This is a genomic window from Bradyrhizobium sp. LjRoot220, from assembly GCF_964252915.1.
In the GTDB taxonomy this organism is placed as follows: Bacteria; Pseudomonadota; Alphaproteobacteria; order Rhizobiales; family Xanthobacteraceae; genus Bradyrhizobium.
In genome coordinates this window covers 820,125-845,999 of record NZ_CAXUPS020000003.1, presented here as the reverse complement: position 1 = coordinate 845,999, position 25,875 = coordinate 820,125, and the positions used below count along the sequence as shown (strand labels likewise).

26 protein-coding genes are annotated in these 25,875 nt (G+C 64.7%); 15 read left to right on the top strand and 11 right to left on the bottom strand.

From position 1 onward, the window contains the following. The first annotated feature begins 32 nt into the window (after positions 1-32). The 4 genes from ACSQ84_RS18145 to ACSQ84_RS18130 all read left to right on the top strand — a co-directional run bounded on the left by ACSQ84_RS18145 (position 33) and on the right by ACSQ84_RS18130 (position 4,152). Positions 33-596, top strand: coding sequence for a phage holin family protein (locus ACSQ84_RS18145; RefSeq protein ID WP_436213036.1), 564 nt, complete (start codon positions 33-35; stop codon positions 594-596). Beyond that, positions 596-1,717 carry a YihY/virulence factor BrkB family protein gene (locus ACSQ84_RS18140; protein ID WP_436213035.1) on the top strand — a complete coding sequence of 374 codons (1,122 nt, stop codon included), beginning with the start codon at positions 596-598 and terminating at the stop codon, positions 1,715-1,717. Before ACSQ84_RS18145 ends, ACSQ84_RS18140 begins: the two co-directional genes overlap by 1 nt. A 122-nt stretch (positions 1,718-1,839) precedes the next feature. Further along, positions 1,840-3,282, top strand: a complete 1,443-nt coding sequence (locus ACSQ84_RS18135) for an EAL domain-containing protein (RefSeq protein WP_436213034.1) — start codon at positions 1,840-1,842, stop codon at positions 3,280-3,282. A 15-nt stretch (positions 3,283-3,297) separates the two neighbouring features. Continuing rightward, positions 3,298-4,152, top strand: coding sequence for a TIGR01459 family HAD-type hydrolase (locus ACSQ84_RS18130; protein WP_436213033.1), 855 nt, complete (start codon positions 3,298-3,300; stop codon positions 4,150-4,152). 166 nt (positions 4,153-4,318) lie between these two features. Here the strand turns inward: ACSQ84_RS18130 and ACSQ84_RS18125 are convergent, their stop codons facing one another. Further along, positions 4,319-4,714, bottom strand: a complete 396-nt coding sequence (locus ACSQ84_RS18125) for a response regulator (protein ID WP_436213032.1) — start codon at positions 4,712-4,714, stop codon at positions 4,319-4,321. Between the two features lie 235 nt (positions 4,715-4,949). Between ACSQ84_RS18125 and ACSQ84_RS18120 the strand changes: the two genes are divergently transcribed. The 8 genes from ACSQ84_RS18120 to arfB all read left to right on the top strand — a co-directional run bounded on the left by ACSQ84_RS18120 (position 4,950) and on the right by arfB (position 14,684). Beyond that, the gene (locus ACSQ84_RS18120) at positions 4,950-5,921 is read left to right on the top strand and encodes a bifunctional riboflavin kinase/FAD synthetase (RefSeq protein WP_436213031.1); all 972 of its coding nucleotides are present in this window, start codon (positions 4,950-4,952) and stop codon (positions 5,919-5,921) included. Beyond that, positions 5,918-6,472, top strand: coding sequence for a sugar O-acetyltransferase (locus ACSQ84_RS18115; protein WP_436213030.1), 555 nt, complete (start codon positions 5,918-5,920; stop codon positions 6,470-6,472). The genes ACSQ84_RS18120 and ACSQ84_RS18115 overlap by 4 nt, the downstream gene beginning before the upstream one ends. A 193-nt stretch (positions 6,473-6,665) precedes the next feature. Continuing rightward, complete coding sequence (gene ileS, locus ACSQ84_RS18110; RefSeq protein ID WP_436213029.1) at positions 6,666-9,674, top strand: isoleucine--tRNA ligase; 3,009 nt, start codon at positions 6,666-6,668, stop codon at positions 9,672-9,674. Between the two features lie 176 nt (positions 9,675-9,850). Beyond that, positions 9,851-10,348, top strand: a complete 498-nt coding sequence (gene lspA / locus ACSQ84_RS18105; protein WP_436213115.1) for a signal peptidase II — start codon at positions 9,851-9,853, stop codon at positions 10,346-10,348. Between the two features lie 100 nt (positions 10,349-10,448). Next, positions 10,449-11,174, top strand: coding sequence for a hypothetical protein (locus tag ACSQ84_RS18100; protein ID WP_436213028.1), 726 nt, complete (start codon positions 10,449-10,451; stop codon positions 11,172-11,174). Positions 11,175-11,326: 152 nt separating this feature from the next. Continuing rightward, a complete protein-coding gene (locus ACSQ84_RS18095; RefSeq protein WP_436213027.1) occupies positions 11,327-12,718 on the top strand; it encodes a M16 family metallopeptidase in 1,392 nt (463 codons plus the stop codon). After that, positions 12,715-14,082, top strand: coding sequence for a M16 family metallopeptidase (locus ACSQ84_RS18090; protein WP_436213026.1), 1,368 nt, complete (start codon positions 12,715-12,717; stop codon positions 14,080-14,082). Before ACSQ84_RS18095 ends, ACSQ84_RS18090 begins: the two co-directional genes overlap by 4 nt. A 182-nt stretch (positions 14,083-14,264) precedes the next feature. Further along, positions 14,265-14,684 carry an alternative ribosome rescue aminoacyl-tRNA hydrolase ArfB gene (gene arfB, locus ACSQ84_RS18085; protein WP_436213025.1) on the top strand — a complete coding sequence of 140 codons (420 nt, stop codon included), beginning with the start codon at positions 14,265-14,267 and terminating at the stop codon, positions 14,682-14,684. Positions 14,685-14,789: 105 nt separating this feature from the next. On the opposite strand, the gene ACSQ84_RS18080 is transcribed toward arfB, so the two are convergent. The 4 genes from ACSQ84_RS18080 to ACSQ84_RS18065 all read right to left on the bottom strand — a co-directional run bounded on the left by ACSQ84_RS18080 (position 14,790) and on the right by ACSQ84_RS18065 (position 16,294). After that, positions 14,790-15,086, bottom strand: coding sequence for a hypothetical protein (locus tag ACSQ84_RS18080; protein WP_436213024.1), 297 nt, complete (start codon positions 15,084-15,086; stop codon positions 14,790-14,792). A 215-nt stretch (positions 15,087-15,301) separates the two neighbouring features. Then, entirely contained in the window at positions 15,302-15,523 is a 222-nt protein-coding gene (locus tag ACSQ84_RS18075; protein WP_436213023.1) for a hypothetical protein, read from the bottom strand. 34 nt (positions 15,524-15,557) lie between these two features. Then, positions 15,558-16,091: an RNA polymerase sigma factor gene (locus ACSQ84_RS18070; protein WP_436213022.1), complete on the bottom strand. Its 534-nt coding sequence runs from the start codon at positions 16,089-16,091 to the stop codon at positions 15,558-15,560. Continuing rightward, entirely contained in the window at positions 16,088-16,294 is a 207-nt protein-coding gene (locus ACSQ84_RS18065; protein WP_436213021.1) for a YgaP family membrane protein, read from the bottom strand. Before ACSQ84_RS18065 ends, ACSQ84_RS18070 begins: the two co-directional genes overlap by 4 nt. A gap of 176 nt (positions 16,295-16,470) precedes the next feature. Here ACSQ84_RS18065 and mutL point away from each other — a divergent pair, with 176 nt between their 5' ends. Next, entirely contained in the window at positions 16,471-18,282 is a 1,812-nt protein-coding gene (gene mutL, locus ACSQ84_RS18060) for a DNA mismatch repair endonuclease MutL (protein ID WP_436213020.1), read from the top strand. Positions 18,283-18,450: 168 nt separating this feature from the next. Here the strand turns inward: mutL and rsmD are convergent, their stop codons facing one another. Together rsmD and ACSQ84_RS18050 are read right to left on the bottom strand one after the other, a co-directional pair. After that, positions 18,451-19,014 carry a 16S rRNA (guanine(966)-N(2))-methyltransferase RsmD gene (gene rsmD / locus ACSQ84_RS18055; RefSeq protein ID WP_436213019.1) on the bottom strand — a complete coding sequence of 188 codons (564 nt, stop codon included), beginning with the start codon at positions 19,012-19,014 and terminating at the stop codon, positions 18,451-18,453. A 206-nt stretch (positions 19,015-19,220) separates the two neighbouring features. Next, on the bottom strand, positions 19,221-21,308 hold the full coding sequence (locus ACSQ84_RS18050) for a pseudouridine synthase (protein WP_436213018.1): 2,088 nt from the start codon (positions 21,306-21,308) through the stop codon (positions 19,221-19,223). Positions 21,309-21,473: 165 nt separating this feature from the next. Between ACSQ84_RS18050 and ACSQ84_RS18045 the strand changes: the two genes are divergently transcribed. After that, a complete protein-coding gene (locus tag ACSQ84_RS18045) occupies positions 21,474-21,920 on the top strand; it encodes a nucleoside deaminase (RefSeq protein ID WP_436213017.1) in 447 nt (148 codons plus the stop codon). A gap of 175 nt (positions 21,921-22,095) precedes the next feature. Here ACSQ84_RS18045 and ACSQ84_RS18040 read toward each other — a convergent pair whose 3' ends face one another. Continuing rightward, complete coding sequence (locus ACSQ84_RS18040; RefSeq protein ID WP_436213016.1) at positions 22,096-23,001, bottom strand: alpha/beta fold hydrolase; 906 nt, start codon at positions 22,999-23,001, stop codon at positions 22,096-22,098. 217 nt (positions 23,002-23,218) lie between these two features. Here ACSQ84_RS18040 and ACSQ84_RS18035 point away from each other — a divergent pair, with 217 nt between their 5' ends. Continuing rightward, entirely contained in the window at positions 23,219-24,451 is a 1,233-nt protein-coding gene (locus ACSQ84_RS18035; RefSeq protein ID WP_436213015.1) for an acyl-CoA dehydrogenase family protein, read from the top strand. 192 nt (positions 24,452-24,643) lie between these two features. Here ACSQ84_RS18035 and ACSQ84_RS18030 read toward each other — a convergent pair whose 3' ends face one another. The 3 genes from ACSQ84_RS18030 to ACSQ84_RS18020 all read right to left on the bottom strand — a co-directional run bounded on the left by ACSQ84_RS18030 (position 24,644) and on the right by ACSQ84_RS18020 (position 25,681). Beyond that, the gene (locus tag ACSQ84_RS18030; RefSeq protein WP_436213014.1) at positions 24,644-24,889 is read right to left on the bottom strand and encodes a group II intron maturase-specific domain-containing protein; all 246 of its coding nucleotides are present in this window, start codon (positions 24,887-24,889) and stop codon (positions 24,644-24,646) included. Between the two features lie 10 nt (positions 24,890-24,899). Further along, entirely contained in the window at positions 24,900-25,169 is a 270-nt protein-coding gene (locus ACSQ84_RS18025; RefSeq protein ID WP_436213013.1) for a hypothetical protein, read from the bottom strand. A gap of 344 nt (positions 25,170-25,513) precedes the next feature. Next, positions 25,514-25,681: a hypothetical protein gene (locus tag ACSQ84_RS18020; RefSeq protein ID WP_436213012.1), complete on the bottom strand. Its 168-nt coding sequence runs from the start codon at positions 25,679-25,681 to the stop codon at positions 25,514-25,516. Positions 25,682-25,875: the final 194 nt, after the last annotated feature.

Here is a 25,875-nt window from a genome sequence, read left to right as displayed (position 1 = left end):
ATGCGGATATGCCCGGGCCTTCGAGCGGTTTGTTGCGCGCTGGCATTGGCCTGAAGCTCAACCAGATCAAACGCGCGACGCGATCCTATCTGCGCGACCGGACCAACCAGGCCACCGGCACCGTTACCGCCTATGCCGTCGCCGCCGGTCTTTTCGCGACCGCCGGAATTTTTCTGATCGCGGCGCTCATGGTCGGTGCCGCGGCGCTGTTTCGCTGGGTCGAAATCAACTACGGACAATTTTGGGCGTTCGGTGTTATCGGCGGCCTGCTCGCCCTCGTCGCCTGCGTCTGTGCCGGCGTAGCGGTCATCAAGCTCAAGCGCCCTTCTCCGCAGTTCCCATCCCTTGCCAGCCGTTGGCGCGTGGCGATAAAGGCCAATCCCGTCCAGCCCGACCAGATCGAGGCCGTTAGGGACACGGCCGCGGCGATCGTGCTCACGTCCTCGGCGCGGGTGGGACATCGCCATCGCAGGCGGCTGGGACATGCCAATAGAGCCAATAGAAACGTGAATGCCGGCTTGATCCTGATGGCAACAACCTTGTTGGGCTACGCGGCCCTGCGCCGGCGGCGGCAGGCACGACACGCGGAAATCTGATGGCCCGCGCCCGTTCCGACCATACGGATAATCTGATCCTGATTGTGGCCACCACGCTCGTGATCCTGACCGCGCAGCGCTATTTCCAGACCTTCGCGCCCGAACCCAGCAAACCCGCGGCCACGAAAGGCGACGGCTTTACGCGCGAACTCTCCCAGCAGGGCCGTGGGCGGCGCGCGCGCAGCCCGTTCAGCATTCCCTGGGCGGGCTGGAAAGACATTCTATGGCGCACGTATCAGGAGGCCAATGATGATCGCCTGCTCGCTACGGCGGCTGGCGTGGTGTTCTTCGGCCTGCTCGCGGTGTTTCCGGCCGTTACGGCGCTGGTTTCCTCGTATGGCCTGTTCGCCGATCCCTCGACCATCGGCGCCAATCTGCAGACGCTGGCGCTGATGCTGCCGGAAGGTTCGTTCCAGATCGTGCAGGACCAGATCGCGCGGGTGCTCGACAAAGGCAGCACCGCGCTGGGCGGGGCCTTCCTGTTCGGCCTTGCGCTGGCGGTCTGGAGCGCCAACGCGGGCGTCAAGGCCGTGATCGACGCGCTCAACGTGGTCTATGAAGAACGCGAGAAGCGCAGCTTCCTCGGATTGAATCTGCTGTCGTTGGCGTTCACCATCGGTGGCATCGCGGCAACGTTGCTGATGGTCGGCGCCGTGGTGGCCTTTCCGCTGGCGCTCGATCATCTTGGCCTGCCGCCGGAAAGCCGATCAATCATCAGTTTGGCGCGTTGGCCGTTGCTGTTCGTGGTGCTGCTGACTGCGCTCGCCATCCTCTACCGGTTCGGACCGAGCAGGCAGGCGGCGCGATGGGAATGGCTGAGTATCGGCACTTGGGCCGCTGCCCTGCTGTGGATCGCCGGCTCGGCGGCGCTGTCCTGGTATCTGTCGAATTTCGGCAATTACAACGCGACCTACGGCTCGCTCGGCGCCGCGATCGGCCTGATGATGTGGATGTGGATGTCGGCCATTATCGTGCTGTTCGGGGCGGAGCTGAACTCGGAAATCGAGCACCAGACCGCGGCCGATACCACCGTCGGCGGGCCAAAGCCGCTGGGCGACCGCGGCGCTATCAAGGCCGATACCGTGGGAGCGGCGGTTCCCGCCGTGTCAAAAGAACACTAGACCTGCGAATCAACATTGATGCTAAGGTCGTGGTGCTTGGGGGAGCGCAAACCAGACGACGGCTGACGACTTCCGTGTTTTCCCGGGTGGGCCAGTTCGGACCTGAAGGCGTAACGCGCGACATGATTCGCATTTCGACGATTTTTATCGCCATCTGCATGGTGCTGGTCGCAGCCTCGCTTGGCCTGGTGCTGCATGCGGTCGCCGGCATCAGCGGAATGGAATCCGCGATCGTGGCGCTGACGGCGCTCACCTTCCTGATTCTTTACAACGCGGTTTCGATGCGGCTGCGCGACCGCTCCGACGTCGGCAGCCAGATTGCGGATCTGTCCCGCGGTACCGCCGACCTCGCCCGCCAGGTCGCCGAATTCGGCCGCCGCCTCGCCGCCGTCGAGGGCCGGGTGGTGTCGGCGAATTCCGCCAGCAGCGACCGCATCCAGGCCGTGGTCGGCGAGATCAACGAACTCGGCGTGCTGGTCAAACAGCTCGCGGTTTCCGTCGCCAGCCATGAGGATTTGATTGCGTCCGGCGCTGCGGCCACGCCACCAGCGCCTGCCGCAGTTGCGGCTGCGCCTATCCCCGAACCGCCAACTTCGCCGCCAATATCCACCGAGACTCCGACCGTCGCCAGGCCGGCACCGGCGAAAATAGCCGCCGAAGCCGTTGCCCGCAGCCAGCCGCAGCTTCTCGCCGCCGTGAAAAACGCCGTCGAGGAGAACCGGCTCGACATCTACCTGCAGCCGATGGTGACGCTGCCGCAACGCAAGGTGCGCTTCTACGAGGCGGTGACGCGGCTGCGCGACGACAACGACCAGATCCTCGCCGCCGACGATTTCATCGCCACCGCCGAAGCCGGCGGCCTGATCGGGCGCATCGACCATATGGTGATGTTGCGTTGTGTGCAGGTGCTGCGTCGTCTGATGGTGCGCAACAAGGATGTCGGCGTGTTCTGCAACGTCTCCGCGGCGACGCTGGCCAATCCTACCACCTTCGCGCAATGCCTCGACTTCCTTGAGGCCAATCGCGCGCTGGCGCCGTCGTTCGTGCTCGAATTCAAGCAGGCCACGTTCCGCAACCTCGGCCCGACCGAGACCGAGCATCTCGCGGCGCTGTCACAGCGCGGCTATCGTTTCTCGATCGACCATGTCAGCGATCTCAGGGTCGAGCCGCGGGAACTCGCCGACCGCGGCGTCCGCTTCATCAAGGTTCCGGCGGCGCTGCTGCTCGATCCCCGGCAGAACTCGACGTCGGACATCCATCCTTCCGATTTGTCCGACCTGCTCGGCCGTTTCGGCATCGACCTGATTGCCGAAAAGATCGAGGGCGAGCGCGCGGTGGTCGATCTGCTGGATTTCGACGTGCGGTTCGGCCAGGGCTTCCTGTTCGCGCCGCCGCGGCCGTTGCGGCCCGAGGGGGCATCTGCTACCGGCGGGGCGACTTCGAATAGCCCCAACGGTTCCAATGTCCCAAGCACCCCTGCTCCCCTCACCAGCCCGGCCGTCGAACCTGCGACACGGGCGACCGGCAATGCCGCGCTGGCGCGCCGCGCCGCCGGTCCGGGCTAACCGGCACCCGATGTCATGACCACACTCCGGTTTGCCGAACGGCTGAGCGACCTCGTCGATGGCGTGGAAGTCATCCTGTCCGACATCTGGGGCGTGGTGCACAACGGGCTCGAGGCATTTCCCGTGGCCTGCGAGGCGCTGCACACCTTTCGCCAGCGCGGCGGCACCGTCATCCTGATCACCAACGCGCCGCGGCCCGCCGATTCGGTGCAGCGGCAATTGCGCAAGCTCGGCGTCGCCGACCATACCTATGACGCGATCGTCTCTTCCGGCGACCTGACCCGGCTCTTCGTCGCCGATCATCCAGGAAAGAAGATGTTCTGGCTCGGTCCGGAGCGCGACAATTCGATCTATCGCGGGCTCGATGCCATGATCTCGCCCCTGGAGCAGGCCGACTACATCGTCTGCACTGGATTATTCGACGACGAAACCGAATCCGCCGAAGATTATCGCGCCATGATGCTGCAGGCGCGCGAGCGCAAGCTGCCGCTGATCTGCGCCAACCCGGACATCGTGGTCGAGCGCGGCGACCGCCTGATCTATTGCGCGGGCGCGATCGCGGAACTCTACCGCGAACTCGGCGGCGAGGTGATTTTTTACGGCAAGCCGCACCGGCCGATCTATGAACGCGCGATGGCGCTCACCGCCGAGCACCGCGGCCACGCCGCACCGCTCGACCGGGTGCTGGCGATCGGCGATTCCGTCCGCACCGACCTCACCGGGGCGTTGGGTTTCGGCATCGACTGCCTGTTCGTGACCCGCGGCATCCATTCCGAAGCGTTCGAGGGCCTCGATCAGCTCGACCCGGCCTCGGTCAAGGAGCTGTTCGGTCACCCGCCGAAGGCGTTGATGCGGGAACTGCGCTGGTAGCTGGTCGTTCCCCGGACGCAGCGCAGCGCGCCACAAGCGCGTTTACGCGCGTCTTCGACGCGCTATGGCACTGCAGAGCCGGGGTCCATCTTAGCTGGGGAGAGTGGGTCCCGGCTCTGCGGAGCAGCGTAAGAACGCTGCACCGCGTCCGGGACACGAGTGCGTCTTACGCCGTCGCCATGTCCGGGAAGACCGCCTCGATCTTGGTCTTCAGCGTCGCCGCGTTGAACGGCTTGACGATATAGTTGTTCACGCCGGCCTTCTTGGCCGCGATCACGTTCTCGGTCTTGGATTCCGCCGTGATCATGATGAAGGGCGTGGTGGCCAGATTGGGATCGGCACGGACTTCCTTGAGCAGGTCGTAACCGGTCATCGGCTCCATGTTCCAGTCGGAAATCACGAGACCGTATCTCTTGCCGCGCATCTTGTTGAGCGCTTCCGAACCATCGCTGGCATCGTCGATATTCTCAAAGCCGAGCTGCTTCAAAAGATTTCGGATGATCCGGATCATGGTGTTGTAGTCATCCACCACCAGAACCGACATCGACAAATCAACCGCCATCTCTTCCCCCACTCAACGCTTACGCCACTGACTATCGACAGGCTTGCGCGACCCGCAGTCCTCGCCCCACCTCTAGCATCAGGCGTTAAACAGCCCGTTAACCGGGGGCGACCGGATTGCCTCCGTTTTGAAGCAAACCCGGCGCGCTTGACTTCGCCCGCGCTGCCGCGTCACGGTCCGGCCGCGTGCATCGCAGCCCAAAAATCTTTTCCAGAATCCTGCAAGAATCCCCGAAATGACCGCTGGTTTTACCGTTATTCGAGATACCACCCCTGCCGCCGACATTCCCAAGGGGGCGGTGGTTGCCATGGGCAATTTCGACGGCGTCCATCTTGGCCACCGCGCCGTGATTGCTGCCGCTCTGAACATGGGCCGCGCGCACGGAAAGCCCGCTTTGGCGGTGACGTTCGAACCGCATCCGCGCAGCTTTTTCAGCCCGAACAGCCCCCAGTTCCGCCTCACGGACGAGACCAACAAGCTGCGGCTCCTGGCCGGCACCGGGCTCGCCGGCGCGGTGGTGATGACCTTCGACAAGGGCCGCGCCGGAACATCAGCGCAAGATTTCATTCACCATGACCTGATCGGACGGCTCGGCATCAGCGGGATCGCGGTCGGCTACGACTTCCATTTCGGCAAGGGCCGGGTCGGCTCGCCCAGCCTTCTGGTCAGCGAGGCGCCGCGGCTCGGGATCGAGGTCGACGTCCAAGCCCATGTCGACATCGCCGAGCGGCCGGTGTCCTCCAGCGCCATTCGCATGGCGCTGGCCGAGGGCCAGATCGACGACGCCACCGCGATGCTGGGCGGACCGTGGTTTGCGACCGGCGAGGTGATCCATGGCGAGAAGCGCGGCCGCGATCTCGGCTATCCCACCGCCAATATCCGCCTCGACAAGAATTGCGCGCTCAAGCACGGCATCTATGCGGTGCGGGTCGGACGCGGAACCGAGCGGCTCAACGGCGTGGCGAGCTACGGCCGCCGCCCGACCTTCGACAATGGCGCGCCGCTGCTGGAAGTGTTCCTGTTCGACTTCAAGGGCGATCTCTACGGCTCGGTGCTCGACGTCGCCTTCATCGGTTTCATCCGCGATGAACTTAAATTCGACGGCATCGAGGCGTTGATCCGCCAGATGGACGACGACAGCGCCCGGGCTCGCGCGGTGCTGGCCGCGGCGCCCGATGCGTATCCGAAGCTGGGAGCGATCGATTGAGCAGAAGCGAAAAACAAAAGATGCTCGCGGGCGAGCTTTATCGCCCCGACGCCGAACTCGGCGCCGAACAGGCAGTCAACAAGGCCTGGCTGATGCGCTACAATGCGGCACTGGCACAGCCGGTATCGGAACGCCACGCGCTGCTCTGCGAACGTCTCGGCCATGTCGGCAAGGATGCCGTGATCCGGCCGCCGTTCTTCTGCGATTTTGGCTACAACATCCGGATCGGCGACGGCGTGTTCATGAACTTCAACTGCGTCATTCTCGACGTCGTCGAAGTCTCGATCGGCGACCGCACCCAGATCGGACCCGCGGTGCAGATCTACGCCGCCGACCATCCCCGCGACGCCAGGACACGGCGCGAAGGTCTCGAATTCGGGCGCCCGGTCCGGATCGGCAGCGACGTGTGGATCGGCGGCGGCGCCATCATCCTGCCCGGGGTCACCATCGGTGACGGTGCCGTGATCGGCGCCGGCAGCGTGGTCACGCGCGACGTCGGCCCTGAAGTGACCGTGATGGGAAACCCGGCCCGGCCGAAGCGGTCGGCCTGAGGTACGGGCCCTCCGGGCCTTTGCGGTTTCTCGTTCCGGCTGCTATGGAAAGCTCATGTTTGCGCGGCGCACCATCCCCATTAGCGGCCCGGCTTCCGCCTGAGCTTTGGCTCGGCGCAAGACCGGGATTTCCCCGTTTACCCCCGCGAATGACCAGCGTATCTCGCGCCCTTTGAGCCAAACCAGAGCATTCATGTCCGAAAAACTGCAAAAGTCCGAAAAGTCCGAAGGACCAGACTATTCCAAAACCCTGTTCCTGCCGCAGACGGAATTCCCGATGCGCGCCGGCCTGCCCAAGCTCGAGCCGGAAATCCTCAGCCACTGGAACAAGATCGGCCTCTACGAGAAGCTGCGCGAGGCTGCCCGCGGCCGCGCCAAATTCGTGCTGCATGACGGCCCGCCCTACGCCAACGGCAACATCCATATCGGCCACGCCCTGAACAAGATCCTCAAGGACGTGGTGACCAAGAGCCAGCAGATGCTCGGCTTCGATTCCAACTATGTGCCGGGTTGGGACTGTCACGGCCTGCCGATCGAATGGAAGATCGAGGAAGAGAACTACCGCTCCAAGGGCAAGCAGAAGCCCGACTTCCGCGACTCCAGCGCAATGGTGGCGTTCCGCAAGGAATGTCGCGCCTATGCCACGCACTGGCTCAACGTGCAGCGCGAGGAGTTCAAGCGGCTCGGCATCATCGGCGACTGGGACCATCCCTACGCCACCATGAGCTATCCCGCCGAAGCCCAGATCGCGCGCGAATTGATGAAGTTCGCCGCCAACGGCACGCTCTATCGCGGCTCCAAGCCCGTGATGTGGAGCGTGGTGGAGAAGACCGCGCTCGCCGAAGCCGAGATCGAATATGAGGATTACACCTCGGATACGGTGTGGGTGAAGTTTCCGGTGACCTCGCCGGCGCATGGCGCGCTGGCCAATGCGTCCGTCGTGATCTGGACCACGACGCCCTGGACGCTGCCCGGCAACCGCGCCATCAGCTTCTCGCCGAAGATCGCCTACGGTCTGTTTGAGGTCACCGACGCGCCTGCGGACAATTGGGCGAAGAACGGCGATCTGTTGATCCTGGCCGACGTGCTCGCCGAAAGCGTGTTCAAGCAGGCGCGCGTCACCGCCTACAAGAAGGTGCGCGAGCTGCCGGCCGACACGCTCGACGCGGTGGAATGCGCCCATCCGCTGAAAGGCTTTGGCGGCGGATACGAATTCACCGTACCGCTTTTGCCCGGCGACCACGTCACCGACGATACCGGTACCGGCTTCGTGCACACCGCGCCCGGCCACGGCCGCGAGGACTTCGACGCCTGGATGGCAAATGCGCGCGAGCTCGATAGCCGCGGCATCAACACCGCGATCCCCTATACTGTCGACGAGAACGGCGCCTTCACCGATCACGCGCCCGGCTTCACCGGCAAACGCGTGATCAATGACAAGGGCGAAAAGGGCGACGCCAACGAGGCCGTGATCAAGGTTCTGATCGAAGCCGGCAAGCTCCTGGCGCGCGGCCGGCTGAAGCACCAGTACCCGCATTCCTGGCGCTCGAAGAAGCCGGTGATCTTCCGCAACACGCCGCAATGGTTCATCGCGATGGACAAGCCAATTGCGGATAACGGCAAAGCGGGGCCCGGCGACACGTTGCGCGCCCGCGCATCCCACGCGATCTCGGTGGCGCAATGGGTGCCGCCGTCGGGCAAGAACCGCATCAACGGCATGGTCGACAGCAAGCCCGACTGGGTGATCTCGCGCCAGCGCGCCTGGGGCGTCCCGATCGCGGTGTTCGTGCGCGAGAAGGGGGACGGCTCGGCCGAAATCCTGCAGGACGAAATCGTCAACCAGCGCATCGCGGAGGCTTTCATGGAGGAAGGCGCCGACGCCTGGTACATGGACGGCGCCCGCGAACGCTTTCTCGGGTCCCGCGCCGCTGAAGACTGGAAGAAGGTCGACGACATTTGCGACGTCTGGTTCGATTCCGGCTCGACGCACGCCTTCGTGCTGGAGGACCGTCAGAATTTTCCGCAACTCGGCAACATCGTCCGCAAGGTCGATGGCGGCGCGGATACCGTGATGTATCTGGAAGGCAGCGACCAGCATCGCGGTTGGTTCCAATCCTCCCTGTTGGAAAGCTGCGGCACCCGCGGCCGCGCACCGTTCGATATCGTGCTCACCCACGGCTTCACGCTGGATGAGAACGGCCGCAAGATGTCCAAGTCGGTCGGCAACACCGTCGAGCCGCAAAAGGTGATGAAGGATTCCGGCGCAGATATCCTGCGGCTCTGGGTTTGCGCCACCGACTACGCCGACGACCAGCGCATCGGTCCGGAAATCCTCAAGAACACCATCGAGACCTACCGCAAGCTGCGCAACTCGATCCGCTGGATGCTCGGCACGCTGCATCATTTCAAGGAAAGCGACGCGGTCGAGCCGTCGGAGATGCCCGAGCTTGAGCGGCTGATGCTGCATCAACTCGCAGGACAAGCCGCGATCGTGACGCAGGCTTATGCCGAGTTCGATTACAAGACCGTGGTCGCCAGCCTGTCGGCGTTCATGAACACCGAATTGTCGGCATTCTATTTCGACATCCGAAAGGACGCGCTGTATTGCGACGCGCCGTCGTCGGCGGTGCGCAAGGCGGCGCTGACCACGATCGACATCATCTGCGACGCGATCCTGAAATGGCTGGCGCCGGTGCTGAGTTTCACGACCGACGAAGCGTGGCGGATGTACCGGCCCGGCGCCGAACCGTCGGTGCATCTGACGCTGTTCCCGACCGATTTCGATGCGTTCCGCGACGATGCGCTCGCCGTGAAATGGGAAACCATCCGCGACGTCAGACGCGTCGTCACCGGCGCGCTGGAACTCGAACGCGCCGCCAAGAACATCGGCTCGTCGCTGGAAGCCTCGCCGCTGGTCTATGTGTCGGACCAGGCGATCTTCAACACCCTGTTCGACCTTGACTTGGCCGAAATCTGCATCACCTCGAACGCGATGGTGACCAACGACGACGCCCCGGCGAACGCGTTTACGCTGAGCGATGTGCCGGGTGTCGCGGTCGTGGTCGAAAAGGCCGTCGGCACCAAATGCGCGCGGTCGTGGAAGATCCTGCCTGATGTGGGCGAGGACGCCGAATATCCCGATGTCTCACCACGCGACGCGCAGGCGTTGCGGGAGTGGAAGGCGCTGGGAGTATCGGTATAAATCTATCGTCGTCCCTGCCTAGTGCGCGATTGCGCACGGGCGCAGGGACCCATAGCCACCGGCGCCTGAGATCGACAAAGGAAGATGATCCGCGATCGTTTAATCAACAATCAGCACGGCGTATGGGTCCCTGCGTTCGCAGGGACGACATCGGTATTTGTGGCGACTTCAGCGCCATGAGCCCCCACCTCCGCGCCGGAATTATCGCTGCCGTCGCAGCCCTGGTGCTCGACCAGGCCTCGAAACTCTGGCTGCTGTTCGTGTTTGATATCGGCCGCCGCGGTGCGGTGAAGGTGACGCCGTTTTTCGACCTGGTGCTGGCCTGGAATGTCGGGATCAGCTTCGGCTGGTTCCAGCACGACGGCTTGCTGGCCCAGGCCGTCCTGACGACGATCAAGGCGGTGGCGGTGATCGTGCTGGCGGTCTGGATGGCCCGCTCGCGCAACCTGCTGGCCACCGTGGCGCTGGGGCTGATCATCGGCGGGGCGATCGGCAATGCCATCGACCGCTTCGCCTACGGCGCGGTGCTCGATTTTGCCCTTTTCCACGTCCAGATCGGGGAAAAAACCTTCAATTGGTATGTGTTTAACGTGGCCGACGTGGCCATTGTTGCCGGGGTAGCGGCCCTATTGTATGATTCCTTCCTGGGGCTACCCGCCGCAAAAGCGCCCTGATCCCGGTCGATACGGGCCGCTTGGCTGCTCCTTGGCGATATTGCCTGCAAGCGGGGGATTGTGCCTCAAGGCCAGCCCGGTAAGTTTTGCGGAAATTTGAATGGGAACGAGCGCGATGCGCGACACCGAAGCCAGCTTCTGGATAGTGCAAAAAACCTCGCTGACGCGGGCGATGCGGCTTGCCGCCATTGCCGTTGGCGTCGGCCTCGTGATGGCCTCCGGTCCCCTGCGCGCCGCCGATGACGACGACGAAGACGACAGGACCTTCGAGGAAAAGATCATCGGCAACATCATGAGCGGCCTCGGCGGCACGAACATGGAAAACCGGGGCATCGAATACCGCGAGCGTTCCCCGCTGGTGGTGCCCCCCAAACTCGACCTGCCGCAGCCGGCCGGCGCGGCCGCCGTGAACGCGCCGAACTGGCCGAAGGATCCGGACGAGGCGCGGCGCAAGGCAGCGATCGCGGCGCGCAAGAAAGACAACAAGGATCCGGTCCAGTCGGCCCGCGCCCTGACGCCGTCCGAACTCAACGTCGGCCGGACCGCCACGCCCGCCCGCACCAGCAACAACGATCCGGTCCAGCCCGGCACCAACCAAAACAACCCGCTGCTGAGCCCGTCGCAGCTCGGCTATGAAGGCGGCTTGTTCGGCATGTTCAAAGGCAACAAGGCCGAGTCGGCGGAGTTCAAGGGCGAGCCGCCGCGGCAGTCGCTGGTCGAGCCTCCGTCTGGATACCAGACGCCCTCGCCCAACTATACCTACGGAACCGGGCCGAAGGAATCGATGTTTAAGCAATACGACGTCATGACCGGCAAGGAGCGCTGACGCCGACTTCGGCTCAGTATCCTCATCGCGAGGATCTCTGTTGGCACCGCCAGGCGCATTGCTCTCTGCATCGTGACGCCTGGCGTGATGCGCGCGGTGTACGATACCGCAACTTAATCCCGAACGCTTGGGTTCGGGTTTCCAGACAGGTCATGATGTCCCCACATCGCTTTGCCGCTTCGCTCGCTGCCGCTTTGATTTCGACAATCGCTTTTTCCACCAGCGGCGTGCCGGCCCAGACCACGGTGACGTCGGAGCGTCCCGCCAGCTTCACCCTCGGCAACGGCTTGCAAGTCGTGGTGATCCCCGATCGCCGCACCCCCGTCGTGACGCAGATGATCTGGTACAAGGTCGGCTCCGCCGACGAGACGCCGGGCAAATCGGGGCTGGCGCATTTCCTCGAACATCTGATGTTCAAGGGCACCGCCAAGCATCCCGCCGGCGAATTCTCCGAGAACGTGCGCCGGATCGGCGGCATCGAAAACGCCTTCACCTCGGTCGACTACACCGGCTATTTCCAGCGCGTGCCGCGCGAACAGCTCGGCCGGATGATGGAGTTCGAGGCCGACCGCATGACCGGCCTCGTTCTCAAGGATGAAAATGTTCTGCCCGAGCGCGACGTCGTGCTGGAGGAATACAACATGCGGGTCGCCAACAATCCGGGGGCGCGGCTGAGCGAGCAGATGATGGCGGCGCTGTATCTCAACCATCCCTATGGCCGTCCCGTGATCGGCTGGCGCCAGGAGATCGAGAAGCTCGACCGCGAGGACGCGCTGGCGTTCTACAAGCGCTTCTACGCACCGAACAATGCCACGTTGGTGATTGCCGGCGATGTCGATGCCAAGGAGATTCGCCCGATGGTGGAGCGCGCCTATGGCGCGATCCCCGCCCAGCCGGCAATTCCCGTTCACCGCATCCGCCCGCAGGAGCCGGTGCCCGCCGCACCCCGCACCGTGACGCTGTCCGATCCGCGCGTCGAGCAGAATAGCCTGCAGCGCTATTACCTCGTTCCCTCGTCCACGACCGCCGCCGCCGGCGAAAGCCCGGCGCTCGACGTGCTCGCACAACTGATGGGCGGCGGCTCCAACTCCTATCTCTACCGCGCGCTGGTGATCGACCGTCCGCTCGCGATCAACGCCGGTGCCGGCTACCAGGGCACCTCGCTCGATCCGTCGCAATTTTCGATCGCAGTCTCGCCGAAGGCCGGTGTGGAGTTCTCGACCATAGAGCAGGCGATCGATGACGTGATAACCGACGTCATCCAGAATCCCGCCCGCGCCGAGGATCTCGAACGGGTCAAGACCCAGCTGATCGCGGAAGCGATCTACGCGCAGGACAATCAGGCGACGCTGGCACGCTGGTATGGCGGCGCGCTGACTACGGGCCTGAGCATCGACGATATCAGAAGCTGGCCCGATCGCATCCGCGCCGTCACCGCCGAACAGGTACGTGACGCCGCCCAGAAATGGCTCGACAAGAAGCGATCAGTGACGGGTTATCTGATCAAGGACACCACGCCGAAAAGCGAGGAGAAGCGCTCGTGACCCGTTTTTCGATTGGCGCGCAGCGCTTGACGTCGACCATTGCTGTCCTCGCGGCACTGCTGTTGCTGACCCCGGCGCCTTCGCAGGCCGCCGCAAAAATCCAGCGCCTGGTGTCTCCCGGCGGCATTGAAGCCTGGTTCGTGCAGGACGCGACCGTGCCCCTGATCGCGATGGAATATGCCTTCCGCGGCGGCTCGAGCCAGGACCCGGCCGGCAAGCCCGGCACCGGCAACCTGGTCGCCGGTCTGCTCGACGAAGGTGCTGCCGACCTCGACTCCAAGACCTACCGCGAGCGGCTCGATCGCCGCGCCATCGAACTGAGCTTCTCGTCGACGCGGGATTATTTCCGCGGCAGCTTGCGCATGCTCAAGGACAACAAGGACGAAGCCTTCGACTTGCTGCAGCTGGCATTGACCTCGCCGCGTTTCGACGCCGCCGACGTCGAGCGCATCCGCGCGCAGGTGATCTCCAGCCTGCGGCGCGAGACCACCAATCCCTCCTCGCTGGCGAGCCGCAAATTCCTGGAGCTTGCCTTCGGCGATCATCCCTATGGCCGTCAGTCGAGCGGCACGCTCGACGGCGTGCCAAAGATCGACGTGTCGGACATGAAGGCCTATGTCGGCCGCATCATCGCCAAAGACACCTTGCGGATATCCGTGGTCGGCGATGTCGACGCCGACACGCTCGGCAAACTGCTGGACAAGACGTTCGGCGGATTGCCGGCCAAAGCCAGCCTGGCGCCGATCGCCGAAATCCAGGCCGCCCAGCCGCCGCAGCGCGCCTTCATCCCGCTCGACGTGCCGCAAACCATCGTCACGTTCGGCGGCCCCGGCATCCGCCGCGATGATCCGAATTTCATGGCCGGCTATGTCGCAAACCATATCCTCGGCGGCGGATCGTCGTCGCGGCTTTACAAGGAAGTCCGCGAAAAACGTGGGTTGGCCTATTCGATCAACCAATCGCTGCTCTGGATGGACCGCTCCGCCTTGTTCGTGGGCAATACCGGCACCCGCGCCGACCGCGCCGGTGAAACCGTCGATGCCGTCGAAAGGGAAATCCGCCGCATCGCCGAGGACGGCCCGACCCAGAAGGAGCTGGACGAGGCCAAGTCCTATCTGAAAGGCTCGCAGATGCTGGCGCTCGACACGTCCTCGAAGCTCGCGGCGGCGCTGCTGCAATACCAGCTCGACAGGCTCCCGATCGACTACATCGAACGGCGCAACGCTCTGGTCGATGCCGTGACGCTCGACGACGCCAAAAAAGCCGCACAGCTGCTGTGGGGCAAGGGCCTGCTCACGGTGATCGTCGGCCGGGCCCCGCAAGCCGCCGCACAGCCGGCGGTTGCGGCGCCAAGGGCGAACTGACACAGCTTTTTCCGCACTTCTCCACAAGCTCCACCGTCATCCTGAAGGCCTTCGCGCGCGTCTCGAAGGATGTGCTACAAACACATCCTTCGAGGCTCGAACCGACGGCGCTGTTGCGCCGTCGGCCTCGCACCTCAGGATGACGCCTGTGTCTGCCTTGATAAGTCTCCCCGGTGAACGCCATGCTGCGGGTCTCCCGCGACCTTTCGATCGACGAGAACGACATCGAGATCGGCTTCGTCCGCGCCTCCGGCCCAGGCGGGCAGAACGTCAACAAGCTCTCCACAGCTGCGCAATTGCGTTTCGACACCCGCAAGATCACGCTGCCGGAAGACGCCGCTTTGCGGCTCAACCGGCTCGCCGGCCAGCGCATGACCAAGGAAGGCGTGATCGTGATCCACGCCCAGCGCTTCCGCACCCAGGAGCGCAACCGCGCTGATGCCATCGATCGCCTGCTCGAACTGCTGCGCGAAGCCATGGTGAGGCCGGTGCCGCGGCGGGCCACCAAGCCTACCTTCGGCTCCAAGCAACGGCGGCTGGAGGGCAAGAAGCGCCGCAGCGACGTCAAGGCCAAGCGCGGCTCTACCAGCTATGACGATTGACGGGGCCCTTGGCGTGGTTTGCCGCGGCACGCAAAAAAAACTCCGGCCGACGTGCGACCGGAGTTTTCTGAGTTGCAAGTGGAACGAGCTGAAGGTCGTGCGGTACTAGTAGCGCTTGCCACCGGTCGTGGTATCGCCGGCTGCGCCGCCAGTCCCCTTGGCCGCGCCACCACCGCCAGCGCCGACCGTGCTCTTCGTACCGGACTTCGCGGCCTTCCCGGAGGCACCCGGCTGCGCAGTGAGTTCCTCATCCTCGGCGGCCGGTGCGCCGCCCTGCATTTGGCTCTTGCCCTGCACGCCGCCGCGGGCCTTGCTATCGGGCGCGGCACCCTGCGCCAGCACGGGGCCGGCCGCCATGGCCGAGATGACAAGCGCGATCGCCGAGGTTTTCACTAACTTCATCCATTTCTCCTGGGTTTGATTCGCGATGAGCGGTTCGGTTGTTCCATGCGCCATCCGTCCGGACCTGCTCATCGCACTGAGCAATTTGTCGCGAACGGCGCACTCGCCATGCAAGCCGCGCCGTGTGGTCATCGTTTAGGGATTTCTGGGCAATTTCGCGAAAACTTGGCCACGGAGCGACCCAATATGCGGCAGCCCCAAATCCGCCGATTAGCTTAACGATCTGGGCCCAGCCATCGACGCCATTGCCGCCGCGCGGTTTCAAGCAGCCCAATCGTCCAGCAAATCGGGCAGCCTCGAAACGCGATCAGCACCACGGCGCCCAGCGCGAGCGAACCCCACGGATGTGTAGCGGCGATGGCGATGGCGAGCCACAATGCGCCAATTCCAACCACGCCACGCAGCACGTGTTCGACGAGGGTGTTGCTTGCAAACATGATGATTGTCCCGATCAGGCCGCGCCGAACAGCGTCAGTCGCGGATCAAATATTCGCGGATCAGCATCCGCGCGCGATGAATGCGGGCCTTGACGCTCTCGCGAGAGAGGCCGAGCACGCTGGCGATCTCGTCGATCGACAGTTCCTCGATGTCGCGCAGCAGGATCACTTCGCGATAGTGCTCGGGCAGCGACTGGATGGCGCGCGAAAGATCGATGCGCAGATCCTCTGGACGCAGCAGCGCCAGACGGGCATCCGCATCGTCAGCAGCCGAATCGGGCACCGCGGCTGAGATCCGCAGCAGCCTCAGACACGCCCGCCTTGCAACCGCAAACAGCCACGCCGAAAACGACGTCACCGCCCGCAGCGTTCCGACCCGGCGGTACAGCAGCAGCAGGGTTTCCTGAACCGCGTCGTCGATGTCGGCCGCGCGGCAATTGCGCGCGGCGTAGCGGCGGATATCGGGCTGCGCCGCCGCGATCAGCGACAGCAGCGCGTCGGCGTCCCCGCTGCGCGCAGCTTCGATCAGCGCGGGATCGCAGCGGCTGGGGCGAGCGATCGAAATCATGGCGATGGCAGTCTTCGCCCAACCATGGCGCACATCGGGCAAAATCCGAAGAATCCGGTCACGATCGTCACCACTCCCGCGCCGGCGGCCAAATAGCCAATCGGCATGCCGGGAAGGCCGAGGAGCCCGCAAGCGACCATCGCTGCGCCCCCGACACCCCGCATCGCCCGTTCCCAGCCCGGCAAGTTCTTGCGATAGAACATAGCAACTCCTTTGATTTGACGAGAGAACCATCCGTTCTCTCCCCATAGAGCCGCCGTGGGGGAGTTTCGGTTCGCGAGCCCGGAACTATTTTTGGTACAGAATTCAGGTTGGAATTCCGGGAACATCCGCCCCGATGGGGTCCCGCCCCGCCGCTGAATCGGCTAGCTATATTCCCATGCCCGTCCGCCAGCTCCCAGAACAGATCGTCAACCGCATCGCCGCCGGCGAGGTGGTGGAACGGCCTGCCAGCGTGGTCAAGGAGCTGGTCGAGAACGCCATCGATGCCGGCGCCAGCCGGGTCGACATTTTTACCGATGGCGGCGGCCGGCGGCGGATCGGCATCACCGACGACGGCAGCGGCATGACCCACGCCGATCTGGCGCTGGCGGTCGACCGCCATGCCACCTCCAAGCTCGACGATGAGGACTTGCTCCGGATTCGCACGCTCGGATTCCGCGGCGAGGCACTGCCCTCGATCGGCGCGGTGGCCAGATTAGGCATCACCACGCGCCACGCAGGCGAGCCGCACGCCTGGTCGCTGGCGGTCGAAGGCGGCGCGAAGTCACCGATCATGCCGGCGGCGCTGAGCCAGGGCACCCGCGTCGAGGTCAGCGATCTGTTTTTTGCGACGCCGGCGCGGCTGAAATTCCTCAAGACCGATCGCACCGAGGCCGAAGCGATCCGCGAAGTGGTGCGAAGGCTCGCGATGGCGCGACCCGACATTGCCTTTACGCTCGCCGGCGAGGAACGCGCGCCGGTGACCTGGGCCGCCGCGCTGCCCGGCGCGCCGGGCCGGCTGACGCGGCTCGGTGACATCCTGGGTGCGGATTTCCGTTCCAGCGCGATCGAAGTGCGCTCCGAGCGCGAGGGCGTGGTGGTCGAAGGCTTTGCTGCCGCCCCCTCGCTGACCCGCGCCAATGCGCTCGGGCAATATCTGTTCGTCAATGGCCGTCCGGTGCGCGACAAGCTCATCCTGGGCGCGGTGCGCGCGGCGTATTCCGACTATCTGCCGCGCGACCGCCATCCCGTCGTGGCGCTGTTCGTGACGCTGGAGCCGCAGGAGGTCGATGCCAACGTGCATCCCGCCAAGACCGAAGTCCGGTTCCGCAATGCCGGGCTGGTCCGCGCACTGATCGTGCATGCGCTCAAAGACGGCCTTGCCCGCGAAGGCCGCCGCACGGCGGCCAATACCGATGGCGCCGCGATCGCCTCATTCCGTCCATCCTTCGCGCCGCGCCCGACCAATTGGGACTGGCGCAGTTCGCCTTCCTATCCCGCGGGGGCGATGCCTTCGTTCGGCGGATCGGCGGCGGCGGCCTTTGCCGAGCCGGGACAGGCCGCCTTCGATGTCGGCACGCCGACGGCCGATGTGCGCTTCGAGGCGCTGCCCGCCGCCGACATGCTGGATCGTCCGCTCGGTGCGGCGCGCACGCAGATCCACGAGACCTATATCGTCTCGCAGACCCGCGACGGCTTGATCGTGGTCGATCAGCACGCCGCCCATGAGCGCATCGTCTACGAGAAGCTGAAGGCCTCGCTGGCGCGCAACGGAGTGCAGCGGCAGATCCTGCTGATCCCCGAGATCGTCGAACTCGACGAGGCCACGGTCGAGAAGCTGCTCGACCGCTCTCTGGAGCTGGCGACATTCGGATTGGCGATCGATTCCTTCGGTCCCGGCGCAGTCGCGGTGCGCGAAACGCCCTCGCTACTCGGCAAGGCCAATGCCGCCGGGCTGTTGCGCGACCTTGCCGAGCACATGGCCGAATGGGACGAGGCGCTGCCTTTGGAGCGCCGGCTGATGCATGTCGCCGCCACCATGGCCTGCCACGGCTCGGTCCGCGCCGGCCGCCGCCTCAAGCCGGAAGAGATGAACGCGCTGCTGCGCGAGATGGAAGACACGCCGAACTCCGGCCAATGCAACCACGGCCGCCCGACCTATGTCGAATTGAAGCTGTCGGATATCGAGAAGCTGTTCGGGCGAAGATAGGGCAGTAACGTCGCGCCTCACTCAGCTGTCATCGTCCGGCATAGCCGTTCGAAGAACGGCGTCGCTTCCGCTCGCCTACGCCCGGACGACCCAGTACGCCGCGGCCTCTCGGTCGATCATAACCGCCTCTGGAATACTGGGTCCCCCGCCTTCGCGGGGGATGACGAGTTATGGTTTTGCGACAGCGCGCAGGAACACGAACTCCGTGTCGTCATAGGCCCGCCGCTCGAGTTCTTCGAATCCATTGGGCGCTGCGAACGCCGCGACCTTCGCTTCCTCGACGACCAGCAACGCGCCCGCTGTCAGCCAGCCGCCCTCGCGCAGCGAGGCCAGCGCTTGATCCGCAAGTCCCTTGCCGTAGGGCGGATCGAGGAATACCAGCGAGAACGGCTCCATCGGATGCGCGGGGCCGAGATTGGTGGCGTCGCGGCGATAGACTTTTGTCACGCCGCCAAGGCCGAGCGCCTCGACATTGTTGCGGAGCAGCGCGCGGGCCTCGGCGCCATTGTCGACGAACAGCGTGAACGATGCACCGCGCGAGGTCGCCTCGATGCCGAGCGCGCCGGTGCCGGCGAACAGGTCGAGCACGCGCGCGCCTTCGATCGGGTCGCCATAGGCATGAACGAGGATGTTGAACACGGACTCGCGCAGCCGATCCGCTGTGGGGCGGATCTCGCGCGATGAGGGCGAGGCCAGATTGCGACCCTTCAACCGTCCGCCGACGACACGCATTAGACACTCGCACCATCGGCACGCAGGGTGCGCTCCCTTCCCCCTTGCGGGGTCCGAGGCGAGCGAAGCTCGCTCTTGAGGCGGGGGAAGGGGGTGCCACGCCCAGCGACCTCCCGTGGGATACCCCTCTCCCTAGCCCTCCCCCGCAAGGGGGGAGGGAACGAGCGCGATCTGTGGCGAACGGCGTTACTCATTGCGAACGAACTCTACTCGTCCTGCGGCTTCAGGTCGCGCTTGCCGTGATAGCCGCGCTGAGGGCGGCGCGGGGGGCCGTAGCCGCTGGCCTCTTCCTCGTTGCGCGCGCGGGCTTCCTCGCTGCCGGTGCGCTGCACCAGGACGCGACGGCCCTTGCGGTCGGCGATCACGCCCCGCTGGGTCACGGGCTTGGGAGGCGTTGGCTCTTTGTCGCCCGGCATGGGGCGGTTGAAGTCAGCCCCCGCCAACGCTGCGATCTTCTCGCCGAGCTGCTCGCGCAGCACGCGGGTTTTGACTTCCTCGACCTGGCCTTCGGCGAGTTCGCCGAGCTGGAACGGACCATAGGAGACGCGGATCAGCCGGTTCACCTCGAGGCCGAGATGCGCCATCACGTTGCGCACTTCGCGGTTCTTGCCTTCGCGGATCGCAAACACCAGCCAGACATTGGCGCCCTGGTCGCGCTCCAGCGTCGCATCGATCGAGCCGTATTTGACGCCGTCGACCTCGACGCCCTTTTTCAATTCATCAAGCTGCGCCTGCGTGACGTCGCCATGGGCTCGGACGCGATAGCGCCGCAGCCAGCCGGTGTCCGGCAGTTCGAGCGCGCGCGCCAGCCCGCCGTCATTGGTCAGCAGCAGCAGGCCTTCGGTGTTGAAATCGAGCCGGCCGATCGAGATCAGCCGCGGCAGGCCCTCGGGCAGATTGTCGAATACCGTCGGCCGCCCCTCGGGATCGGCGTGGGTCGTCATCAAGCCGCGCGGCTTATGAAACATGAACAGCCGCGTGCGCTCGCGCGGCGGCAACGGCTTGCCGTCTACGGTGATCGCGTCATTGGCTGTCACGTCGAGCGCCGGCGAATTGATGACGCGGCCGTTGACGCTGACGCGCCCCTGCGTGATCCATTCCTCGGCGTCGCGGCGCGAGGCCAGGCCGGCGCGAGACACCACCTTGGCGATGCGTTCACCAGACTTTTTGACTTTCGGCGGCTGCGGGCCGCGTTTTTCGAATTCGGTTTTGCGTTCGCGGTAGGCACCGCGGCCGCCAAACGCCGGGCGTTTTGCAAAGATCTTGCTGTCGTCCTCGTTCTCGCGGCGCGGACGTTCGTCATCGGCTCCGCTGCGCGGATGCTCCTGCCAGTCGGTGCGACCTTCGGGCCGTTGACGCGGCCGGTCGAATTTCGGGCGATCGAACTTCGGCCGATCACCACCGGGACGATCCTCGCGCGAACGCGAGAAGCGCGGACGCTCCTCGCCGCCGCGATCATCGCGCGAGCGGTCGAAGCGCGGCTTGTCGAAATTGCGCGCGCCGTCGCGCGGCGGACGGGAATCCCGCTCGCCGCGATCTTCACGCTTCTGCCATGGCTTTGAATCGCCGCGATCGGCACCGAAACTCTTGCGCGGACCCCTGTCGGGGGCGCCACGCGAGGAGAATTTCTTGTCGCCGCCGAATTTCCGTTCCGGCCGATCGCCACGGGGACGATCGCCGTCTTTCTTGAAGCCTTCACCACGTGGTGTGTACGGCCGCTTCTCACCACCACCTTCGCCGCGTGGCGTGTAGGGCCGCTTCTCGCCGAATTTCTTCTCGCCAAAACGCGCCGCCGGACGGGCATCGTCGCGATCCCGAGGGCCGCTCTCGCGATCCCGGCGCGGCGGACGGTCGTCGCGGTTAAAGTTCGGACGATCACCGCGCGGGGTGTACGGGCGCTTCTCGCCGCCACGGTCCTCGCGCGGCTTGAACGAACGCTTTTCGCCGTCGTCGCGCGAACGAAAATCCTTTCGCGGACCGCGATCAGGCCGATCGCCACGGGGACGGTCATCGCGGCTGAAACGCTGCGGACGATCGCCGCCCTCGCTGCTGCGATCCCGGAACGGCCGATCGCCACGCGGCGGGCGCGGTGCGTCAAAATCGCGGCGCGGCGGACGATCGCCGTCGCCCTTGCCGGCAAAGCCGCGCTTGGCGAATTTCTTCTCCGGCCCCCTCGCCGCGCCCGAACGGCCCTTGCTTCCGCCGGCGCGGCCCTTGCCGCCCGAGGGGCGGCCCCCGCCGGGGCGGTCACGCCGGCCGCGGGAATCGTTGTCTTTGTCGTTGTCGCGGGGCATGAATAGTCTCTCATTTGTAGCTGAAATGGCGATCAGGCGGATGTGGATCGGCTGTCATAGCGGTAACGCGCGCGCACTTGGCTCAAGGCGCAATCTCACGCAAAACCGGTATCCACGTTTGCTGAAGGCGCTTCTAGTAGCAGGTTTCTTCCGATGATACGAGGGATGACTGCCCCTTCTTTCATGGATTTGGCGCTCAAAACGGCCAAAAACGCCGCCAGGGCGGGCGAAGTTCCGATCGGATGCGTCATTGTCAGGGGTTATGAGGTGATTGCCACGGCCGGCAACCGGACCCTGACCGACCGCGATCCGACCGCCCATGCCGAAATCCTGGCGATCCGGCAGGCCGCGGACGCCATCGGCACCGAGCGGCTGGTCGACTGCGACCTCTATGTCACGCTGGAGCCCTGCACGATGTGCGCCGGCGCGATCTCGTTTGCGCGGATCCGGCGGCTCTACTACGGCGCCGCCGACCCCAAGGGCGGCGCGGTGGATTCCGGCGTGCGGTTCTTTGCGCAGCCGACCTGTCATCACGTGCCGGAGGTGTATTCTTCGGTCGGCGAGACCGAGGCGGCGACGCTGCTGAAGGATTTTTTCCGGGTGCGGAGGTAGGGGCTCGGTCGTGCCTTTACCTCCGCCGTCATCATCCGCCACCGGGTCAGCGCGAAGCGCTGCCCGATGACAGGCTCCGGCGGATGATCCAGTATTCCAGAGACCATCGTGATTGATCGATAGGCCGCGGCGTACTGGATCCCCGCATGCGCGGGGATGACAACCTGTAGCTTTGTCAGGCACCCAGAAAAAACTCCTTCAACAACCGCGCCGTCGCATCCGGATTCTCCTCCGGCAAAAAATGCCCGCTGTCGACCGGCGCGCCCCGCACGTTGGTCGCCCACTTCTTCCAGGTGTCGAGCGGGGTGGTCGCGGCGCTGGCGACGCCGGCATCGCCCCACAGCGCCAGCATCGGGATCGTGATCTTGTTGCCGGCGTCGAAATCTTTCTTGTCGATCTCATAGTCGGCATAGGCGCCGGCGCGGTAATCCTCGCACATCGCGTGCACGCGGGCGGGATCGCGGAACGGGGCGAGATAATGCTCCAGCGCGCGCCGGTCGATGGCATCCAGCGTCTGGCTCTTGGTCTGGCTCGCCATCTTCTGCCGGAGGAAGAATTCGCCGTGGCCGTCGATCAGGGTTTCCGGCAGCGGATGTGGCTGCGCCAGGAACGCCCAATGGTAGATCTTCAGCGCGGAGAGCCGGTTCAGCTTCTCCCAGTAATCATAGGTCGGCGCGATATCGAGCACCGCGAGTTTCGACAGCCGGCCGGGATGGTCGAGCGCGAGGCGATACGACACCCGCCCGCCACGGTCGTGGCCGGCGAGCGCAAAGTGCACGTGGCCGAGCTGTTCCATCGCTTCCACCATCACACCCGCCATTGCGCGCTTGGTGTAGGGCGTGTGCTGCTCGTCGCTGCGCGGCATGTCCGACCAGCCATAGCCCGGCAGGTCGGCGATGATCAGCGTGAACTTGTCCGCCAGCTGCCGCGCAACCTGATGCCACATCACATGGGTCGACGAAAACCCGTGCAGCAGCAACAGCGGCGGTCCGTTGCCGCCGACGCGCGCGAAAATGCGGCCTGCTGACGTGTTGATCCATTCGGATGCATAGCCGGGAAACAGATCGGCGAGATCGGGCATCTTCACATTCTCCCGTCATCATCCGCGAAGGCGGATGATCCAGTAAACACCAGCCACCGCCGTCGACAATAGGTGCCGCGGCGTACTGGATACCCCGCCTGCGCGGGGTATGACAGTCGGGGCCGCTTTAAACATTGTTTGGCGTTGCTGCTGGCACGTGGCGGGTTTATGCCATTCATCAAGTCTGCCCAACAAGAAGCAAAAGCGAGGAAGTGCCATGTCGATCGATTTCGAAATCCCGGCCGAAGCCAAGGCAATCCGCGAGAAAGTCCGCCAATGGGTACAGGACGAGTGCATCCCGGCGGAAAAGGAACTGGATAGCAAGCCGCTCGCCGAAGTGCTCGGGCCTCTGCGGGCCAAGGCCCGCGCGCGCGGCCTGTGGTGCCCGTGGGTGCCGAAGGAATATGGCGGCATGGGCCTCGGTCCGCTCGCCAATGCGCTGGTGCAGATGGAGCTCGGCGAGAGCATGCTCGGCGCGCTGTCGATGAACACGCAAGGCCCCGACGACGCCTCGATGATGACGATATTGGCCCACGGCACCGAATATCAGAAGGAGAAATTCCTCAAGCCCCTGCTCAACGGCGACAAGCGCATCTGCTTTTCCATGACGGAAAAAGCCGCCGGCGCCGACGCCACCGGCATGCAGACCACCGCCGTCAAGGACGGCAACGAGAACTACATCCTCAACGGCGAGAAATGGTTCTCGTCCTCCGCCAGCGTGGCCGACATGGCGCTGGTGATGGCCAAGACCGATCCGAACGCGCCGCGGCACAAGCAGTATTCCACGTTCCTCGTCGAACTGCCGAACCCCGGCTACAGGATCAAGCGCAACGTCGCCAACATGGCGATCGAAGGGCCGCATGACGACGTGATCCATGGCGGTCACTCCGAGATCGAGATCAGGGACCTCAAGGTGCCCGCGGACAATCTGGTCGGCGGCGAAGGCAACGGCTTTGCCATGGGCCAGCACCGCCTCGCTTATGGCCGGCTGCGCCACGGCATGCACAATGTCGCCAAAGCCCAGCGCGCGCTCGACATGGCGGTCGGCCACATCACCAAGCGCTCGACCTTCGGCCAGCTGCTCTCCGATCGGCAAGCCGTGCAGTTCATGCTCGCCGACTGCGCCGAGCAGCTCTATATCGGCCGGCTGATGCTTTTGCACATCGCCTACAAGGCGGAGAAGGGCCTCGACATCCGCCAGGAGAACTCGATCGCCAAGATCTTCCACGCCCACATGGTGCACAAGGTGATCGACACCGCGATCCAGCTCCATGGCGCGCTCGGCTTCAGCCAGGATACCCCGCTCGCCAAATGGTACACGCAAGTGCGCGCGCAGCGGCTGGTCGACGGTCCGGACGAGGTGCACAAATGGAAGATCGGCAAGAACGTCATCAAGGCGTTCCGCGAGCACGGCACGACGGCGAGCGCGGTGGGTGGGGATTTGCTGTAGGCGGCGCACGATTCTATTTGTTGTCGTCCCTGCGAACGCAGGGACCCATACGCTGCGGCGTTCGTTGTTGAAGAAGGTATCTAACGCCTGCGCTATTACCGATGGGCCGCGGAGTATGGGTCCCTGCGTTCGCAGGGACGACAAACAGATTGCAAACACGCCTTCGCCTTCTCGCGGCGCATTGCGCCCGAGCTATGCTGGAAACTTCCCGCCCTCTCCAAGTTGCTGCCAGGGACCCGGCCGACGCCGCGGCGTCGCAGCTCGGCAAAGCTTGTTCGCCCAGTTTTCCACTGTTTCCAGACGATGGCGCAACCGCCGCCTGAGCCACTCATCAAGCGCTCGCAACACCGACGGTGTTTGGCAGAAGCCGAAGTAGCCGCGCCATCCGGTGAGATAGGCGGACAACTCCTTGACAGTCTGCGCCGGCTGCGCCCGCATGTGCGCCGCGTCAGTTCTCCGACTCCTTTAGCGGGATCAGCAGGCGCCGTCGACCTGCTTCCATAGGTAAAGCTAAAGCCCAGGAACTTGCGGACGCTCGGTTTGGCGACCGCACTCTGGCCTTGTTGACCTTTAGCCTGAGACGCTTGGCAAGGAACCGTTCGATGCCGGTCATTACTGCTCGCGCACGTTGGCTGCGCACATAGATGTTGCAGTCGTCGGCATAGCGCACGAAGCGGTGACCGCGCTTCTCCAGTTCCTTGTCCAAGACGTCCAGCATCAGGTTCGACAATAGCGGCGAGAGCGGCCCACCTTGCGGCGTGCCTTCCTCCGTCGGACTGACCAGTCCTCCTCCATCACCCCTGCGGTCAGAAAGCCGCGGATGAGCTTCAGGATGCGCTTGTCACTACCCGCTTGGCTACGAGCCCCATCAGGATGTCATGGTTGACCCGGTCGAAGAACTTTTCCAGGTCGATATCCACGACGACGGCGTATCCGGACGCAATATAGCTCTGCGCCCGTTCCACCGCCTGATGCCGAGCGCTTCGGCCGGAAGCCGAAGCTCGTCTCGGAGAACGTTCCGGTCCCAGTCGGCCTGCAGCGCCTGCATCGCCGCTTCGCTGATCAGGGCGGTCGAGCACTGTCGGAATGCCGAGCAGCCGTACGCCGCCCGACGCCTTCGGTGATCTCCACGCGCCGCACCGGCTGCGGCTTGTAGTTGCCGTCGTGTAGTGGAGCCCGGATCGCAGGCCAGTGCTCCTTCAGGTAGGCGGGCAATTCGCCAACGGTCATCCCATCGACGCCTGCCGCACCTTTGTTGCGTTTCACTTGCGCCAACGCTTCTTCAGGTTCTCACGCTCGATCAACGTCTTCCATCGACGGTCCCGCGACCGCCGGGCGTTCGAGACAGACTTTCGCCGTGCATGCTTGGCTTGGCGGCAGCGCTTCGGCCACCCTCCGCCCCGGTGCCCGAGTTCAGTTCGATC

Coding starts and splice junctions, on each gene's coding strand:
- ACSQ84_RS18080 (WP_436213024.1), bottom strand. CDS start 15,086: ATGAAGTTAGTGAAAACCTCGGCGATCGCGCTTGTCATCTCGGCCATG.
- ACSQ84_RS18075 (WP_436213023.1), bottom strand. CDS start 15,523: ATGTTTGCAAGCAACACCCTCGTCGAACACGTGCTGCGTGGCGTGGTT.
- ileS (WP_436213029.1), top strand. CDS start 6,666: ATGTCCGAAAAACTGCAAAAGTCCGAAAAGTCCGAAGGACCAGACTAT.
- ACSQ84_RS18140 (WP_436213035.1), top strand. CDS start 596: ATGGCCCGCGCCCGTTCCGACCATACGGATAATCTGATCCTGATTGTG.
- ACSQ84_RS18125 (WP_436213032.1), bottom strand. CDS start 4,714: ATGGCGGTTGATTTGTCGATGTCGGTTCTGGTGGTGGATGACTACAAC.
- ACSQ84_RS18040 (WP_436213016.1), bottom strand. CDS start 23,001: ATGCCCGATCTCGCCGATCTGTTTCCCGGCTATGCATCCGAATGGATC.
- arfB (WP_436213025.1), top strand. CDS start 14,265: ATGCTGCGGGTCTCCCGCGACCTTTCGATCGACGAGAACGACATCGAG.
- ACSQ84_RS18050 (WP_436213018.1), bottom strand. CDS start 21,308: ATGCCCCGCGACAACGACAAAGACAACGATTCCCGCGGCCGGCGTGAC.
- ACSQ84_RS18020 (WP_436213012.1), bottom strand. CDS start 25,681: ATGACCGTTGGCGAATTGCCCGCCTACCTGAAGGAGCACTGGCCTGCG.
- ACSQ84_RS18070 (WP_436213022.1), bottom strand. CDS start 16,091: ATGATTTCGATCGCTCGCCCCAGCCGCTGCGATCCCGCGCTGATCGAA.
- ACSQ84_RS18095 (WP_436213027.1), top strand. CDS start 11,327: ATGATGTCCCCACATCGCTTTGCCGCTTCGCTCGCTGCCGCTTTGATT.
- ACSQ84_RS18045 (WP_436213017.1), top strand. CDS start 21,474: ATGACTGCCCCTTCTTTCATGGATTTGGCGCTCAAAACGGCCAAAAAC.
- ACSQ84_RS18100 (WP_436213028.1), top strand. CDS start 10,449: ATGGGAACGAGCGCGATGCGCGACACCGAAGCCAGCTTCTGGATAGTG.
- ACSQ84_RS18120 (WP_436213031.1), top strand. CDS start 4,950: ATGACCGCTGGTTTTACCGTTATTCGAGATACCACCCCTGCCGCCGAC.
- lspA (WP_436213115.1), top strand. CDS start 9,851: ATGAGCCCCCACCTCCGCGCCGGAATTATCGCTGCCGTCGCAGCCCTG.
- ACSQ84_RS18025 (WP_436213013.1), bottom strand. CDS start 25,169: ATGCTGGACGTCTTGGACAAGGAACTGGAGAAGCGCGGTCACCGCTTC.
- ACSQ84_RS18030 (WP_436213014.1), bottom strand. CDS start 24,889: ATGCGGGCGCAGCCGGCGCAGACTGTCAAGGAGTTGTCCGCCTATCTC.
- rsmD (WP_436213019.1), bottom strand. CDS start 19,014: ATGCGTGTCGTCGGCGGACGGTTGAAGGGTCGCAATCTGGCCTCGCCC.
- mutL (WP_436213020.1), top strand. CDS start 16,471: ATGCCCGTCCGCCAGCTCCCAGAACAGATCGTCAACCGCATCGCCGCC.
- ACSQ84_RS18035 (WP_436213015.1), top strand. CDS start 23,219: ATGTCGATCGATTTCGAAATCCCGGCCGAAGCCAAGGCAATCCGCGAG.
- ACSQ84_RS18065 (WP_436213021.1), bottom strand. CDS start 16,294: ATGTTCTATCGCAAGAACTTGCCGGGCTGGGAACGGGCGATGCGGGGT.
- ACSQ84_RS18135 (WP_436213034.1), top strand. CDS start 1,840: ATGATTCGCATTTCGACGATTTTTATCGCCATCTGCATGGTGCTGGTC.
- ACSQ84_RS18130 (WP_436213033.1), top strand. CDS start 3,298: ATGACCACACTCCGGTTTGCCGAACGGCTGAGCGACCTCGTCGATGGC.